14 protein-coding genes and 1 pseudogene are annotated in these 13,113 nt (G+C 68.1%); 8 read left to right on the forward strand and 7 right to left on the reverse strand.

Annotation, left to right across the window (positions count from 1 at the left end; genetic code table 11):
• Nucleotides 1-40: 40 nt before the first annotated feature.
• Entirely contained in the window at nt 41-931 is an 891-nt protein-coding gene (locus C471_RS03285) for an alpha/beta fold hydrolase (RefSeq protein WP_004046566.1), read from the reverse strand.
• Nucleotides 932-1,138: 207 nt separating this feature from the next.
• Here C471_RS03285 and C471_RS03290 point away from each other — a divergent pair, with 207 nt between their 5' ends.
• Together C471_RS03290 and C471_RS03295 are read left to right on the forward strand one after the other, a co-directional pair.
• The gene (locus tag C471_RS03290; RefSeq protein WP_004046567.1) at nt 1,139-1,996 is read left to right on the forward strand and encodes a hypothetical protein; all 858 of its coding nucleotides are present in this window, start codon (nt 1,139-1,141) and stop codon (nt 1,994-1,996) included.
• A gap of 62 nt (nt 1,997-2,058) precedes the next feature.
• The gene (locus C471_RS03295; protein WP_004046568.1) at nt 2,059-3,318 is read left to right on the forward strand and encodes an AGE family epimerase/isomerase; all 1,260 of its coding nucleotides are present in this window, start codon (nt 2,059-2,061) and stop codon (nt 3,316-3,318) included.
• Between the two features lie 33 nt (nt 3,319-3,351).
• Here C471_RS03295 and C471_RS03300 read toward each other — a convergent pair whose 3' ends face one another.
• The 4 genes from C471_RS03300 to C471_RS03315 form a co-directional block, all read right to left on the reverse strand.
• Nucleotides 3,352-4,116: a DICT sensory domain-containing protein gene (locus C471_RS03300; protein WP_004046569.1), complete on the reverse strand. Its 765-nt coding sequence runs from the start codon at nt 4,114-4,116 to the stop codon at nt 3,352-3,354.
• A gap of 129 nt (nt 4,117-4,245) precedes the next feature.
• The gene (locus C471_RS03305) at nt 4,246-4,995 is read right to left on the reverse strand and encodes a competence/damage-inducible protein A (RefSeq protein WP_004046570.1); all 750 of its coding nucleotides are present in this window, start codon (nt 4,993-4,995) and stop codon (nt 4,246-4,248) included.
• Nucleotides 4,996-5,319: 324 nt separating this feature from the next.
• Nucleotides 5,320-5,979: a hypothetical protein gene (locus C471_RS03310; RefSeq protein WP_004046571.1), complete on the reverse strand. Its 660-nt coding sequence runs from the start codon at nt 5,977-5,979 to the stop codon at nt 5,320-5,322.
• A 165-nt stretch (nt 5,980-6,144) separates the two neighbouring features.
• Nucleotides 6,145-6,732, reverse strand: a complete 588-nt coding sequence (locus tag C471_RS03315) for a helix-turn-helix transcriptional regulator (protein WP_004046572.1) — start codon at nt 6,730-6,732, stop codon at nt 6,145-6,147.
• A gap of 148 nt (nt 6,733-6,880) precedes the next feature.
• On the opposite strand from C471_RS03315, the gene C471_RS03320 reads away from it, so the two are divergent.
• A complete protein-coding gene (locus tag C471_RS03320; RefSeq protein ID WP_204365924.1) occupies nt 6,881-7,540 on the forward strand; it encodes a hypothetical protein in 660 nt (219 codons plus the stop codon).
• A 61-nt stretch (nt 7,541-7,601) separates the two neighbouring features.
• Nucleotides 7,602-7,879 (forward strand): annotated as a pseudogene (locus C471_RS18315) (hypothetical protein); the annotation flags it as partial.
• 103 nt (nt 7,880-7,982) lie between these two features.
• Here C471_RS18315 and C471_RS03330 read toward each other — a convergent pair.
• The gene (locus C471_RS03330; RefSeq protein ID WP_004046574.1) at nt 7,983-9,296 is read right to left on the reverse strand and encodes an MFS transporter; all 1,314 of its coding nucleotides are present in this window, start codon (nt 9,294-9,296) and stop codon (nt 7,983-7,985) included.
• A 231-nt stretch (nt 9,297-9,527) separates the two neighbouring features.
• Here C471_RS03330 and C471_RS03335 point away from each other — a divergent pair, with 231 nt between their 5' ends.
• Entirely contained in the window at nt 9,528-10,562 is a 1,035-nt protein-coding gene (locus C471_RS03335) for an NAD(P)/FAD-dependent oxidoreductase (RefSeq protein WP_004046575.1), read from the forward strand.
• 79 nt (nt 10,563-10,641) lie between these two features.
• Here the strand turns inward: C471_RS03335 and C471_RS03340 are convergent, their stop codons facing one another.
• Nucleotides 10,642-10,920, reverse strand: a complete 279-nt coding sequence (locus tag C471_RS03340) for a hypothetical protein (RefSeq protein WP_239638609.1) — start codon at nt 10,918-10,920, stop codon at nt 10,642-10,644.
• A gap of 311 nt (nt 10,921-11,231) precedes the next feature.
• Between C471_RS03340 and C471_RS03345 the strand changes: the two genes are divergently transcribed.
• The 3 genes from C471_RS03345 to C471_RS03355 all read left to right on the forward strand — a co-directional run bounded on the left by C471_RS03345 (nt 11,232) and on the right by C471_RS03355 (nt 13,065).
• Nucleotides 11,232-11,633: a hypothetical protein gene (locus tag C471_RS03345; protein ID WP_004046577.1), complete on the forward strand. Its 402-nt coding sequence runs from the start codon at nt 11,232-11,234 to the stop codon at nt 11,631-11,633.
• 72 nt (nt 11,634-11,705) lie between these two features.
• Nucleotides 11,706-12,008 carry a hypothetical protein gene (locus C471_RS03350; protein ID WP_004046578.1) on the forward strand — a complete coding sequence of 101 codons (303 nt, stop codon included), beginning with the start codon at nt 11,706-11,708 and terminating at the stop codon, nt 12,006-12,008.
• Nucleotides 12,009-12,144: 136 nt separating this feature from the next.
• On the forward strand, nt 12,145-13,065 hold the full coding sequence (locus C471_RS03355) for a DNA adenine methylase (protein ID WP_004046579.1): 921 nt from the start codon (nt 12,145-12,147) through the stop codon (nt 13,063-13,065).
• The last annotated feature ends 48 nt before the right edge of the window (nt 13,066-13,113 follow it).

The raw sequence follows: 13,113 nt of genomic DNA on the forward strand, positions 1-13,113 counted from the left end.
CGTACGACCTTCGGGGAGCCGACATTTCAACGCTCGTGTTTCAGTCGCCGAGGGTCGCGGGGACGGAGCGCAGCAGCGTCCCGAGGTGGTCCGCGCCGTCGAGCACCTCCAGCCGGGCGGTCGGGAGCGCCGCCTCGAAGCGTCGAACCGCCGCGATCGGGACGTTCTCGTCGTCGTCGCCGTGCCAGAGCCGCACCGGCGCGTCGATGTCGCCGAAATCGACGTCCCACTCCGCCGCAGTCTGTCGGAACTCGGCCACCGCGCCGCTGCGGTGCCGGGCGAGCGCTTCGAGGAAGTCCCCCCGGACGACCTCGGCCGCGCGGTCGGAGACGGCGGCGGTCGGATCGCCGGTGGTGTACTGGGCGACGACGAACGACGGGTCGCGGCGCGCCGCGACCCATCGCTGGGCGCGCAACAGCGCGGCGAGGACCGGCGGGGCCGTCGACCCGACCCCGCTCAGCACCCGCTGTACCGCGGGGGGCTCGTGAACGTACTCCGGCGGGGTCGCGCCCGCGACCGCGTCCACCCGATTCACCCGAGCCGGCATCCCCGCCGCGGCCGCGAACGCGTACGGCGCGCCGCCCGAGAACGCGACGAGGCGCGCGGCGTCGATTCCGGCGTGGTCGAGCACGGCGCGGACGATCGGTTCGCCGTCTCGTATCGATCGGCCGGGCCAGGGGTCGGAGCGGCCGTATCCGGGGCGGTCGGGCGCGAGCAGCCGGACGCCGCTGTCCCGCGCCGCCGGCTCGAACAGCTCCGCGAGCCGCCGCGACCCCGGCGTGCCGTGGAGGAACACCACCGGAGAGCCGGTTTCGACCCCGTACTCCGCGTACGCGATCCGGCGGTCGCCCTCCTGCCCCTCGGCCGGCGCGAACTGTACGTCGTCTCTCGTCGACGACTGTCTCGACGCTGGAGATGCCTGCGCCGTCATCGTGTCGAGAGACGGGTTCGACCCGTGTGGAGATGGTGCCGTATCCATCCGGTGGTTTTTAACTGACGGATCGGTTGGCGGTCCGATCGGCCTCTGCCGGCTCGACCGCGGCGCCGGCGAGGTGGGCCGCCGCTTCCCGGCGCACCGGCTGCCCCCGCCCCTCGCGGAACCGCAACGCTTTCGTTCAGACTCGCTGTCACCTACGGCATGCGACGCCGCCGATTCCTCGCGAGCGGAACCGCCCTCCTCTCCGTCGCCCTCGCCGGCTGCGGCCACCCTTCCGTCGTCCTCGACCTGAACGCGGCGACCGCGGACGACATCGCGGACGAGGTGTCGATGGAGCCCGATCCGGGCTCGGAGGAGTACGACCTCGTCGCGTCGGCGATCGAAAACGGGTCCGCCACGCGGCGCGGGCGGTACGAGCTGTTCGACCGCACCGACACCGTCCGGGTCGACGGGGCCTTCTACGAGGTCTCGGAGACCCGGATCGCGAGCAGCGAGGTGACGGTGTACGAGGTGCTCGTCGACTTCGACCCGGAAGACGCGACGCCCGACCTGGGCGAGATCGCGTTCGAGGACCTCCCGGAGACGGACCGCGAGCGCCTCGAACCGATCCTCTCCGAGGCGGACCCGCCCCAGGGGGACGGCTACGACATCGGCGTCAGCTACGGGAGCGCCGAGGAGGTCGGGAACGACTCGGTGTTCGTGCCGGAGCGGCGGTACGACGTGCTCGTCTACGAGGGGGAGCGGTACCGAGTCGCGGTCGACTCGCGAACCGCGCCGGAAGTCGAGTACCGGTACGAGACGACCGAGGTGGCGCCCGACGTGGAGACGTTCGCCGAGCAGGTCCGAGACCGGTACCTGTTCGTGCTCTCGGGGCTCTCCGACGCCGAGCGCGAGGTCGTCGAGGAGTCGATCGACGGCGCGTACTTCGAGGACGACGACGCCTTCCGATCGGTGGTCGAGCGGATCCGAGACCACGAGGGGATCAGGGAAGACGACTTCTACGGGACGTGGCTCCTGGAGTACGAGGGCGCTACGTACCTCGCTTACGTCGAGTGGTGACTCGTCGCGACCGGCGCTCGGAACGCACCGGTTTTACCCGGTCGCGGCCCAACCGGCCGCCGATGGACGAGACGACACGCGAGGCGGTCCGAACGCGGGCGCGATCGCACCGGGCGCGGCTGCTCTCGGTCCTGCGCGTGCAGTACCCCGACGCGCTGACCGACCGCGGCTACCGTCTGCTCCACCCGACCACCGGCGACCCGTACGCCGGGGACCGCCGACACCTCGTCGCGACCTGTCGGTCTGTCGCCAACTTCGCGGTCGGCGCGCTCGCCGACGGCCCAGACTGGTGTCTCGACGCCGCCGAGCACGGCCTGCGGTTCCTCCGCGAGGCGCACCGCGCCGACGACGGCGGGTACCGCCTCGTCGTCACCGGGGAGGGCGAACCGGTTGACCGAACGCGGTCGGCGTACGGCCACGCGTTCGCCCTGCTGGCGTACGCCCGCGCGGTCGACGCCGGGATCGACGGCGCCGAGGCCGACCTCGACGCGACCCGGGACCTGATCGACGACCGCTTCCGCGCCGACCGGGGGCTCCTCCGGAGCGACTGCGACGCCGACTGGACCGAGCGGGAGCCGTACCGCGGCCAGAACGCGAACATGCACGCCTGCGAGGCGTACCTCGCCGCTTACGAGGCGACGGGCGATTCGGAGTACCTCGACCGGGCGCGGCGCGTCGCCGAGGCGATCGCGGTCGATTTCGCCGCCGACACCGGCGGCCTGCTGTGGGAACATTACACCGCCGACTGGGAGCACGACTTCGCGTACAACGAGGACGAGCCGCGCCACCAGTTCCGACCGCCGGGGTACCAGCCGGGCCACCACGCGGAGTGGGCGAAGCTGCTCGCGCTGCTCGATCGGTACGAGCGCGGAGAGGGCGAGGACGGGGCGGGCGGCGATACGTCGGCGAGCCCCGACTGGTACGCCCGCGCCCGCGAGCTCTTCGACGCCGCCGTCGACCACGGCTGGTCGGAGAACGGGTTCGTGTACACTCACGCGGCCGACGGGTCGCCGATAGTCGAGGACCGGTACGGGTGGGCGCTCGCGGAGGCGATCGGCGCGTCCGCCGCGCTCGCCGAGCGCGCGGCGGCCCGCGGCGACATCGACGAGGCCGATCGGTTCCGGAACTGGCACCGGCGGTTCCTCGTCCGGACCGACCTGTTCCGCGGGCCAGCGGGCGTCTGGTACGAGAAGCGGCTGCCGCCGGACGCCGACGGCGACCTGGTCGCACAGGACCCGCCGGGCGTCGAGCCCGACTACCACCCCGTCGGCGCCTTCTTCGAGGGGTGGCGGTCGGCGCGGGCGGAGCTATCGAACGAGTGAGGAGTGAGACAGCGTCGGTTCGGCCGACGCCGCTCAGAGCGCGGACGCGATGTGGCGGTCGATCCGAGAGACCAGTTCCGGGCGGAACGTCCAGAAGCCGTCCCACACGTTCGGCTCGTCTTCGAGGGCGACGAGCGCGGCGGGGCGGCCGACATCCGACTCCGGCGGCGTGAAGACGACGAACCACGATCGGCGGTAGGGGTACGACCGACCCCGGTGGACCGTCACCGGGAGCGACGCCGACGGGTCCGCGTCGCCGATCCCGTAGACGTGGACGTCGACGCCGGCGTTACCGAGGGCCTCGTACACCTTTCGGGTCCCGCGTTCGTCTCGGATCCGGGAGAGGCGCTGGAAGGACGCGCGGAGCGTCCCGCCGCCCGCCTCGGCCGCGATCCGCTCGATGACGCGGGAGACGACGACCAACAGCAGCTTCTCCTTGTTCGAATGGGGGTACCCCCGGAGCCGGAAGGGGACCTCGTCGAGGCGGGCGAGCACGTCCGGGAGAACGACCTCGTCGAGGTCGATCGCGCCGGTCTTGAACAGGTCGGAGTTGATCAGCAGGACCGAGTCGAGCAGGTCGTCGAGCGTGGAGCGAGCGATCACCTCGCCGTCCTCGACGAGGATGACGACGTCCGAGTCGGTGTCCGGGATGTCGCGCTCGGTGATCGCGACCGACTGCTCCTCGAGGAGGGAGTCGAGGAGGCTCCGAACCGGCTCCGGCTCGGTCCGGTTGACGACGACGAGCGACCGGCTCGGGGCGTCGATCTCGTCGAAGAAGCCGCGCAGGGAGTCAGTCATCGGCGAGGACTCGACGCGGCGCGTCGCTCGCTCGGGCCACTCGTTCCGGCGGAGTGAGACATCGACATTGGGGCCCCGTGGACGGGTCGTGGTAGGGTAGCGTCGCCGACAGTAATAAATCCCGCACCGTCACTCCTCGCCCCACTCGCGCCGCACCGGCGTCTCGCTGGCATCGACGTTCGCCAGCAGCCACGCGGTCGCCTCGTCGAGCGCGTCCGCGTCGGTCGCCGTCACCTTCAGCCGGTTGTGCGCCGCCTCGCGGTCCGGGTAACAGCCGACCGCGACGTCGAATCGCTCGCCCGCCGCCTCCAGCGCGGGGACGATGTCCGACTCGGGCTCGACCGTGTAGAGGAACCGCGACCGCCGGTCGCCCGCGAACTCGTCGGCGACCGAGTCGAACATCGCCTTCAGCTCATCGGGGATCCCCGGCATGACGTAGACGCCCTCGACGACGCAGCCCGGCGCGAGCCCGGGGTCGTTCAGGAGCGGGCGGCTCCCGGTCGGGACCGCGGCCTCGGCCTCGACGTCCACGTCGACGTCGCTGTCGGGGAGGCGCTCGCGGATCTCGGCCAACCGCCGCTCGACCGCCTCGCGCGTCAGGTCGGTCGGGGCCAGCTCGCGGTCGAACGCGTCGGCGACCGCCTCCATCGTCACGTCGTCCGGAGTCCCGCCGAGTCCGCCGGTGACGATCACGGCGTCGAACGCGTCGGCGTACGCCCGGACGCGCTCCGCGATGACGGCGCGGTCGTCAGGCACGGAGAGGACCCGTTTCACGGCGACGCCACGGTCGCTCAGCTCCCCGGCGAGCCAGTTGGCGTTCGTGTTCACCGTGTCGCCCGCGAGCAGTTCGTCGCCGACCGTGATCAGCGCGACCTCCATCGCCCGACCGTAGGGGCGGCGCACGGATGTGCGTTTCCCGTCGGCCGCGAAGCTCACCGGAATGATGATTAGTAGTAGTTGAAAACACGGCTATTCTATTCAGCAGCATCACCTAGACTTCAATTCTTTTTAATTCTATACCATGAACGAATGAATCTGGCACTGTTTCACACTCTTTTTGTCTCTTTTTACAGACGATGTGGTGCTAATGTGATCGTCAACACCAACCCAGAACTCCTCATTCAAGTGTAGTTCACCAACAATCTCCATCTCACAAGCGTTGGAAAGAAAGAGGACTGGAGCGTGTTTTAATGCCGGTTAGTCTTATTCGCCGTTGACTGTCTGGTTCTCTGGAGGCAGGTCGATCCTGATAATCTCTTCTGAGGGGACGGTCGTGGTGGTTTCGTCGTCGTCTTCGACTTCGAAGGTGAAGGTGCCGTCTCCCCCACGTTCAATCGATCTGTCGTTCAGCTCTATCTGGGTGGCTTGGTCAGCTGTGAGTCTCGTGGCGTTTTCTTCATTGTTCGTGTTCTGACTGTGTTCCGTATCGTTGAGATCGTAGTCGGTTGCGTCGATCGTGATGGCGTTGGAGGCGTTGAGTTTCACCGGTTCATCGATGTCGGTGACCTGCTTCGTTGAGAGGTTGACGTCGGTGATGACCCGTGTCTCGTCCGGCTCCTCAATCGGAGCAACCTTGACGTAGATCACATTCTCGTCCAACCCGGAGGCCCATACCTCGAAATGAACGGCAGCTACCTCATCGAAGTAACTCCGGACTGTCTGGTTCGCCCAAGCTGTCTCGATGGCCTGATCGACCTCTTCATCGCTCACCTCTCCGGGGTTGATGACGTCAACGGTGTAGTTGGCTGGCAATGCATCATCCGACGCTGTGTCGGCCGTAGGAGTGTCCATTGCGGCGACGACACTACCCGTACCGAGGGCGAGCAGTGCGGCGACCGCGAGGACGGCAAGTTTCGTGCGCATAGTTCGTCAATCACCTGGTAGCGTGGAGACACCACCGAAACCCCCAAACCCTGGAGGAGGGGTGCTCTCCACGTAGACCGTTAGATGAAAGACCTGAAAGTGATTGATTGGAAACGCATTACGGAACCGGTTTGGAACCCGTTTCAGCCGGTAGTTCACCGAAGATCATGTGAGGACGACGACGTTACCCATCCCTTTGCGTTTCCGCTCGACCAGGCCCTTGCTTTCGAGGGTATCCAAGGTTCGGCTGACCGTAGCCTTAGACAACTCGGTTCCCTCGACGATATCCCGCTGTGGAAGTTCACCATCGGCTTCAAGCACGACGGTGTAGATTATTTCCTCGTTGTTGTGTAACCGGTCAACCGTCTCCTCCCACCGTTCCTCAGGGGCCGTTGTGTTGTGCTGGACAGCGCCGCTGCCGTGTCCGTCACTGACCGCTTGTCGTGTCGGTGGGTGTTCTCCGTCGTTTGCGATGGGATGCGGTGTCGCTGACTCGGTTGTCGGGACTGTGGTGGTGTGGTCGTGGAGTAAGAGGTAGGTGCCGCTGGCACCGAGGAGGGAGGCTGCGACAGTGATGAGGGCGACGTCGGTGTACGTGAAGTACTGGCCGAGCTGGGTGGTTTGCGCGCCGTTGTCACCGATCGAGACCATAACCGGTGAGGGGGTGATCAGTTGGATGGCAAGCACGAGGACCGCGGCGACGAACGCGGACGCCGCGATAAGGCGCCTGCCGCGGAGGGCTGACACGTCCATATGAACAGGGTAATGAGCACTCCGTCTAATGCGTATCGCTCTTTCGCTGTAAAACCGGGATGAAACGCCTGTGAAACGCATTTCCAACCGTTTCCCAACCGGTTTCACGCAGTACTGATGTGGTCTTTCACCTAAGTCCAAAACACGAATGGCATCCGATCTACAGTCCCGTCTCACCCTGTTGGTGGTCCTTGCCGTTCTCGGTGTCGGGCTTGCTGTCATCGGCACCGCGGTCGGTGACACTACTCCTCACGACCCTTCCGGGCCGGGTACAGCGTTCGTCGTGTCTGAAGACAACGTCACCGTCGAACAGGGTGATCAGCAGGTTACCGTCGTCGACAACATGACCCGGGTCGACAGTATCGAAATCGAACAACAAGGAAGTGGAACCTATCAGGTGAACACGGAGACCGAGGACCCACTGACGGACAGCGAACGCAGCCACGCCAAAGCGATCGCCCATGACAACGCGACCGTACAGCAGGTACTTCAGGACGTGGAACAGTACGAACTGACCGTTGAACCGATCCACAAACTGACCGTGGACTCTGTCCAGACCACGACCTTCACCGGCCTCAATAGTACCTCGACGGAAAATGAGACAGCCGAGGGAGCGGAGACGTTCACCCTCACAGTCGAAGACAGTGACGAGACAGGTACGGTCACCGTCGACCGTCATCCCGAATACGTCAAAGGCGAGGCCGCCATCAGGATCCGCAACCCTTCCACCGACGAGATGTATTACTCTGCCACAGTCGACCTCGAAAACGAGACTGTCACAGATATCACCGACTGGCGTTCGGATTAACGCTGGTCGTCCTACAGGAGAGAGCCACTGTGGCGGGATTTCAACGGTAGCTGTCGATTCGCAACAGCAGACGACGAAGTGGTACATCAACGCGTACCTCCACGCCGACCGGGACGATGTCCTCCCGCTCGACGAGAGCGCCTTGGATGGCCTCCAGTTCGGCGGGAACGCAACTACGGCTACGGCATCACGCGGCTGAAAGACACGCAGGTTGTAGACCTGGAGGCGTTGGACTACTCGCGTCTCGAAGGCGGCGAGGCGTTCATCCTCAAACTCGTGACGCCGTTCGTGTTGAAGTCGGAGGACCCGAACGCTCACGACCAAGACGTGCCGTGGTGGTGAAGGAGGACCGCCGCCCGCGTTCAGGCCCACGCCCGTTCCCGAACTGCGGCGCGGGTGAGCGGGAGAACGGAGAACGATCGGGCGGCGAATCGGCAGCGGTCTAGTCGGGCGCGGTCGCCGCGTCCGCCTCCAGCCCGGAGCCGCTCGGCGGTCGGAGGAGGAGCGCCGCCAGCCCCGCGGCGATCGCGAGGCCGCCCCCGAGCGCGAACGTCGGGACCCAGCCGGCCGTCGCGACGAGGTAGCCGGTCACGGTGCCGGCGAAAATCCCCCCGCCGACCTTCGCGGTGTAGAGGACCGCGTAGTTGCCGGAGGAGTTACGCGACCCGTAGTAGTCCGCGATCACCGACGGGAAGTAGACGAACAGCGGCGAGGAGAAGAACATCGCCGCCATCACCAGCGCGACGAACGCGACCCCGGCCTCGGCCCGCCCGGCGCCGATCAGCGCGAGCCGGAACACCCCGGCGAGCACGAAGGAGGCGGCCATCACCTTCTTCCGGTCGAAGCGGTCGGAGGCCTCCCCGAGGATCATCCGCGAGACGCCGGCGGCGACGGGAAGCAGGGTCGCGGCCGCGGTCGCGACGACCGCCGCCAGGCCGAACTGCTCGGCGAATCTGACGACGTTGGCGATGACGATCAGGTCGGCCCCGGCCATCGCGACGAACATCGCGTACAGCAGCCAGAACTGCCACGTCGACAGCATCTCGCGGGTCGTGTACGCGCGCCCGCGAAGCGAGGCCGCGATCCCCTCGTCGTCGCCGTCGTCGTCGCGGTCCTCCAGCCCGAGCCAGTCGTCAGGCGGGTCCCGGAGGAGGTACGCGCCGACGAGCGTCACGACGAGGATACCGATCCCGACGTTCCGGAGCACGTCGCTGTAGGCGGCCACGGTGGCGTTCGCGCGGACGTACGGGACCACGAGCGCGCTGCCGCCAGCGAACGCCATCGTCCCGACGCCCGTGGTGAGCCCCGTGCGGTCAGGGAACCACTTGACGGCGGTGTTGACCGCGACCGTGTACACGATCCCCACGCCGATCGCGCCGAGCGAGTACAGGAGGTAGAGCTGCCAGAGGGTCGTCGCGTACGCGAGGCCGATATACCCGCCGCCGGCGAGCAGGGCGGCGAGGAACGTGAGCGCACCCGGCCCGCGGCTGTCGCGCCACTTCCCGGCGGGGAACTGCGAGAGCGACTGGAAGACGACGTAGAAGGAGAACACCGCGCCGAGCGCCGGGAGCGCGAGGTCGAGACTCTCGGCCAGCGGCTGTTCGATCGACGACCAGACGTACTGATAGGGGCTCACCGCCGCCATCATCCCCGCGGCGGCGACGATCTGCCACCAGCGCGAGAAGCCGAGGATGTCGGCGGCCCGCCCGGCGTAGTCGACGCCTGCGTCCTCCGGGGGAGCGCCGCCGTCAGTCATCGTCACCGTCGGTCGCGCGTCCGGTCGTGTCGTGGGTCATGGGAGTGTCGGAGGCCGGCCCGTCCGCCCGTCGGGCCGCGGTTCGTGTCCGCACGCTGTCGGCACGCGGGAATAAAACGCCTCGTCGGGGTGGTTCTTGCCTGCTCGGCTGCGGGTCGAAGCGGCGTCGCTCCCGACGGGAGAGTCGATCGCGAGCGACCGATTAAGTGACTGCGCCCCCTTCGCGAGACCGTGACACACATCGGCATCGTCGGCGCGGGCGCGGGGGCGGCGGCCGCGGCGTTCACCGTCGACGGCGCGCTCCCGGACGCGGACGTGACGGTCTTCGAGAAGTCCGGCGGGCTCTGCGGCCGCGCGGCGACCCGCCGCCACGGAGAGTTGACGTACGACTACGGCGCGAACTACCTGAAGGCCGACGACGAGCGCGTCGTCGAGCTGATCACGGAGACGCTCGACGACGAGGGGCTCGTCGACGTCGCGGAGCCGGTCCACGTCTTCGACGCCGACGGCGAGGTCTCGCCCGGCCGCGAGGCGGACGAGCACAAGTGGAGCTACCGACGAGGGCTCACCCAGATCGCGAAGCGGCTGTTCGGCCGGACCGACGCGACGGTCCACCGGCGGACGCGGATCGAGACGGTCCGCCGGGTCGGCGACCGGTGGGAAGTCGATGACGCCGACGGCGCGACGCGCGGCCCGTTCGACGCCCTCCTGTTGAACCCGCCCGCGCCGCAGACCGCGGCGCTGCTCCGAGACGCGGAGTGGGACTCGCCCGTCCGCGAGGCGCTCGTCGACGCGGTCGGCGACGTGCCGTACCGCACCGTCTGGACCGCGGTGTTGCGCTACCCCTTCTCGCTGGACGTGCCCTACTACGGCCTCGTCAACACCGACAAGGAACACGCGATCGGGTGGATATCCCGCGAGGAGTGCAAGCCCGGCCACGTTCCGGAGGGAGAGAGCCTGCTCGTCGTGCAGGCGAACCACGAGTGGTCGGTCGAGCGCTACGACGCGGACCCAGCCGAAAACGTCGCGGCGCTCGCGGACCACGCCGCCGAGATCGTCGGCGACGACCGACTGGCGGACCCGGCGTGGACCGACCACCAGGGCTGGCGGTACGCGCAACCGGAGGCGGGCGTCGCTCACGGGCCGATCGACTCCGCCCGTCGGGAGGGCCTGTACCTCCTCGGCGACTGGGTCGCCGGCGAGGGGCGGCTCCACGCCGCGCTCGCGAACGGGCTCGACGTGGGCGAGCGGGTCGCCTCCGTCTGATTCGGGCGCCGCAAAGAAGAGGGGAAACGCCTGTTCCTCCGGGCCGGACCGACTCGCGGTGGTCCGACGCGTCGCGTCGTCAGCTTCGGGTGAATCGGTACTCGACGGTGCCCAGTCCGGGGATACTGACGCGGCCGACCGTCTCGCGGTCGACGTGGCGGGAGAGCGAGCGCGCCAGGATCGCGAGGGCGACGACGCCGGTCAGGACGCCGAGCGAGACGAGCGGGTACGCGGCCACGAGAACGCCCAGGGCGACGAGCGCGAGGAACGCGAACGAGGCACGGACGCTGCCGTCGGGGGAGGCGTTGGGTCCCGGCGAGCGGCCGGCGGACGAGGGGCCGTTCTTCATCGGTTGCATAGATACGCGTACGAACCACCTGGGTAAAAACTTTCATATCACAAATATGTTCTGAGAAGTGGTACCACGGTACGCGCCTTCAAACGGTCTAAAACGTTCGTTAATGCGGTGTAATTGTTGTCATGGTACTGTTTCATACACCCGTAAGATATCTAGTACGTATGGCCGTGTTTCGCGGGATCGACGCCGCGAGGAGCGTTCGGAGAGGCGTTCCGAAGGGCCTCCGGAGGGGAAGGGGTAGAGCGGGAATCCGGACCGGATACCGATCGGGTATCGGAAGGCCTCTCCCGCTCGATCGCCACCCTCCGACTATGACTGGTGCTCCGGCGTCGGGCGGGCGAGAGGACGTCACCTTCTGGACGACCGTCGCCGTCGCCGCGCTGTATCTGCCGGCGTCGATCGCCGCCCGCGCGCTGGTCGATCCGACGTACGCCGCCGGGCGGAGCGTGCCCCCGGGAGTCGTCGACGCGGCGGGCACGCTCTCCGCGACGCTCGTTGCCGGAGCGCTGTGGCTCGCGGTCGCCGGCGGGTTCCTGTACGCCTTCGCCGCGGAGCTCGACGCGATGGGGACCCGGACCGCGTGGTCGCCGCCGGCCAAGGGGTACCTGATCCTCGCGGCCGGCTCCCTGCTGGCGCACCCGCTCACGGGGACCCCCCTTCTGTTCCTGCTCGTTCCCGCGTACACGCTCCACCGCGGGCTGCGGGTCCGATAGCGGGACGCGCACGACGTCTCGCGGCCCGTACTTTTATTCCGATGCGATTCGTGATGTAGATACGAACAGTCAATGTCAACGACTCACGATACCCCTTCCGAACGGACGGAGACGGTCTCGACCCCGGAACGCCGCCGAGTCATCGCCGGGCTCGCGGACGGAACCGTCGGGACGGTCGCGGACTTGCAGGTCCGTGGGCGAGCCGACGAGATCGCGGCCGAACTCCGCGAAACCCATCTCCCCGCGCTGGAGGAGGCGGGATACATCGAGTGGGACCGCGAGGAGGAGACGATCGAGCCCGGTCCGAACTTCGATGAGGTGGCCGAGCACCTCGCCGACCTCCCGAATCCGGACGGGGAGCCCGCCGACGACTGACCGCATCGGTACGAGACCGCGTCCGTACCCCTCGACTGTCCGCGACCCGCGTCCGTAGCCTTCCGACCCGCGTCCGTAGCCCTCCGCCCCGCGCCCGAGACGTTTTTACGCCGCGGCGGGCGACCCCAGACATCGCATGGCCGAGCCGATACTGAAGTGGGCCGGCGGGAAGCGGCAGCTCCTCGACGAGCTGTACGCCCGGTTCCCGGCGACGTACGGCCGCTACCACGAGCCGTTCCTCGGCGGCGGCGCCGTGTTCTTCGACCTCGAACCGCCGGACGCGACGGTCAACGACGCGAACCCGCGACTGGTGAACTTCTACGAGCGGGTGCGCGACGACCCCGAGGCGCTGATCGAACGGCTGGAGTCGTTCGCCGATCCCGACGCCGAGCCGGACTCCGCCCTTCCCTACGCCGAGGAGACCGCTCGGGGCCGCGACGTGGAGAGCTACTACTACCAGCAGCGCGCGCGGTTCAACAGGCGCCCGTACGAGGGCGAGTTCGACCCGCTGGAGGAGGCCGCGCTCCTCCTGTACCTCAACCGCACCTGCTACAACGGCCTCTACCGCGAGAACGCCGACGGCGGGTTCAACGTCCCCGTCGGCCGGTACGCGAACCCCGACTGGGTCCAGCGCGACCGGATCCGGCGCGCGAGCGACGCGCTCGCGGACTCGACGGTCCGAAACGACGACTTCGCGTACGTCCTCGACGCCGCGGATCCGGGCGACCTGGTCTACTTCGATCCCCCCTACGAGCCGATGAGCGCGACCGCGAGCTTCAACGAGTACAGCGCCGAGGGGTTCGACCGCGAGGACCAGCGCCGACTGCTCGACGTGGCGGCCGAACTCGACGAGGCGGGCGTGTGGGTCGTCCTCAGCAACAGCGGCGTGATGTACGAGCCGTACGCGGAGGCGGGGTTCCGCGTCGATCGCGAGGGCGCGACCCGCGCGATCAACAGCGACGCGGGGAACCGCGACGAGGTCGACGAGATCGTCGCCACCAACGTGCCGCCGGCCGAGCGACGCGAGGCCGGACAGCGCGACCTCGCGGAGTTCTGAGGGCGGGCGCTCCGATCGTCCGCTCGCTCGCGCGTCCGCCTCGGCGGC

Origin of the sequence: Halorubrum saccharovorum DSM 1137 (genome assembly GCF_000337915.1) — an archaeon.
In the GTDB taxonomy this organism is placed as follows: domain Archaea; phylum Halobacteriota; class Halobacteria; order Halobacteriales; family Haloferacaceae; genus Halorubrum; species Halorubrum saccharovorum.

Coding starts and splice junctions, on each gene's coding strand:
- C471_RS03295 (WP_004046568.1), top strand. CDS start 2,059: ATGGACGAGACGACACGCGAGGCGGTCCGAACGCGGGCGCGATCGCAC.
- C471_RS03285 (WP_004046566.1), bottom strand. CDS start 931: ATGACGGCGCAGGCATCTCCAGCGTCGAGACAGTCGTCGACGAGAGAC.
- C471_RS03350 (WP_004046578.1), top strand. CDS start 11,706: ATGTCAACGACTCACGATACCCCTTCCGAACGGACGGAGACGGTCTCG.
- C471_RS03355 (WP_004046579.1), top strand. CDS start 12,145: ATGGCCGAGCCGATACTGAAGTGGGCCGGCGGGAAGCGGCAGCTCCTC.
- C471_RS03320 (WP_204365924.1), top strand. CDS start 6,881: ATGGCATCCGATCTACAGTCCCGTCTCACCCTGTTGGTGGTCCTTGCC.
- C471_RS03310 (WP_004046571.1), bottom strand. CDS start 5,979: ATGCGCACGAAACTTGCCGTCCTCGCGGTCGCCGCACTGCTCGCCCTC.
- C471_RS03345 (WP_004046577.1), top strand. CDS start 11,232: ATGACTGGTGCTCCGGCGTCGGGCGGGCGAGAGGACGTCACCTTCTGG.
- C471_RS03305 (WP_004046570.1), bottom strand. CDS start 4,995: ATGGAGGTCGCGCTGATCACGGTCGGCGACGAACTGCTCGCGGGCGAC.
- C471_RS03340 (WP_239638609.1), bottom strand. CDS start 10,920: ATGCAACCGATGAAGAACGGCCCCTCGTCCGCCGGCCGCTCGCCGGGA.
- C471_RS03330 (WP_004046574.1), bottom strand. CDS start 9,296: ATGACTGACGGCGGCGCTCCCCCGGAGGACGCAGGCGTCGACTACGCC.
- C471_RS03290 (WP_004046567.1), top strand. CDS start 1,139: ATGCGACGCCGCCGATTCCTCGCGAGCGGAACCGCCCTCCTCTCCGTC.
- C471_RS03315 (WP_004046572.1), bottom strand. CDS start 6,732: ATGGACGTGTCAGCCCTCCGCGGCAGGCGCCTTATCGCGGCGTCCGCG.
- C471_RS03300 (WP_004046569.1), bottom strand. CDS start 4,116: ATGACTGACTCCCTGCGCGGCTTCTTCGACGAGATCGACGCCCCGAGC.